The organism is Streptomyces sp. NPDC060205 (assembly GCF_042728395.1).
Lineage (GTDB): Bacteria > Actinomycetota > Actinomycetes > Streptomycetales > Streptomycetaceae > Streptomyces.
Genome location: NZ_JBHWZP010000648.1, coordinates 1 through 1225, shown reverse-complemented (window position 1 = coordinate 1225; position 1225 = coordinate 1). Strand labels below are relative to the sequence as shown.

General features: G+C 70.5%; 1 protein-coding gene and 1 riboswitch. The gene reads left to right on the top strand.

All coding sequences use genetic code 11. The features are described from left to right. The first annotated feature begins 213 nt into the window (after positions 1-213). A riboswitch (cyclic di-AMP (ydaO/yuaA leader) is annotated at positions 214-368 on the top strand. Between the two features lie 13 nt (positions 369-381). After that, complete coding sequence (locus ACFWGJ_RS43765; RefSeq protein ID WP_387334558.1) at positions 382-1155, top strand: M23 family metallopeptidase; 774 nt, start codon at positions 382-384, stop codon at positions 1153-1155. Positions 1156-1225 lie beyond the last annotated feature (70 nt).

Below are 1225 nucleotides of genomic sequence, written 5' to 3'. Positions count from 1 at the left end.
GGTCCTGTCACGGCCGGGGCCCGGGTGACCGGATTCGTCACCCGGGCCCTTTTTCTGCCCTTCTCGGTCCATGGTGTGTCCGTATTGCAGGGAAGTTGCCTGTCTGCCCTGTGGCATGCGCTACAAAAATGGTGATCCGTTTGTCGATTGAAAGAGGCGCCGCTTAGCGTCGGTCCGGCTGTCCGTCAGGCACTGCGCCGCGTCCGCGGCACCGGACAGTCATCGCCGAGTCCCCGCATGGCGCGAGCCAGGGGAGCCGGGGACCCAGGTCCCTGGGGTGAATCGGACGCCCTCCCCGGAGGGGGTCCGTAGGAGACCTTCCTGCTCCGAACCCGTCAGCTAACCCGGTAGGCGAGAAGGAAGGAAAGGACCAGCCACTTCATGGCGTTCACCCGCGCCACGGGGAAGCACCGTCTTCCCAGCCGCATGACGCGCACCACCCGCAGGACCGTCGGCGTCGCCGCCCTGGCCACCACCGGTGTCGTGGGCACGCTGGCCGCCCCGGCGTTCGCCGCCGAGAGCGAGATCGAGCAGACGGGCCCCCTGAAGGCCGTCACCATGGGCGACTCGGTCGCCCAGGAGATCGACGCGCAGGCCGTCGCCCAGCGCCAGGCCGCCGAGCAGGCCGCCGCCCGCGAGAAGGCCGAGGCCGCCGCGAAGAAGCGTGCGGAGGAGGCCAGGGAGAAGGCCGAGAAGGAGCGCGAGGCCAAGGCCCGTGCCGCCCGCGAGGCGGAGCGCAAGCGCCTCAACGCCTACACCGCTCCGATCACCGGCTCGTACGTCTCCACGTCCTACCAGGCCGGTGGCGGCATCTGGTCCTCCGGCAGCCACACCGGCATCGACTTCCACGCCGCCAGCGGCACCGCCGTGCACGCGGTCGGCTCCGGCACCGTCGTGGAGGCCGGCTGGGGAGGCTCCTACGGCAACCAGATCGTCATCAAGATGGTCGACGGCACGTACACCCAGTACGGGCACCTCTCGTCCATCGGTGTCTCGGTCGGCCAGACGGTCACTCCTGGACAGCAGATAGCCCTCTCCGGGGCGACCGGCAACGTCACGGGGGCGCACCTGCACTTCGAGGCCCGGACGACCGCCGAGTACGGATCCGACATGGACCCGATCGCGTACCTCCGCGGGCACGGCGTGAACGTCTGACACGCACGACGCGTCCCTGCGCGTCCGCACCGCGCCTCCGTAGCGGGCCCCGGCTCACCGAGCCGGGGCC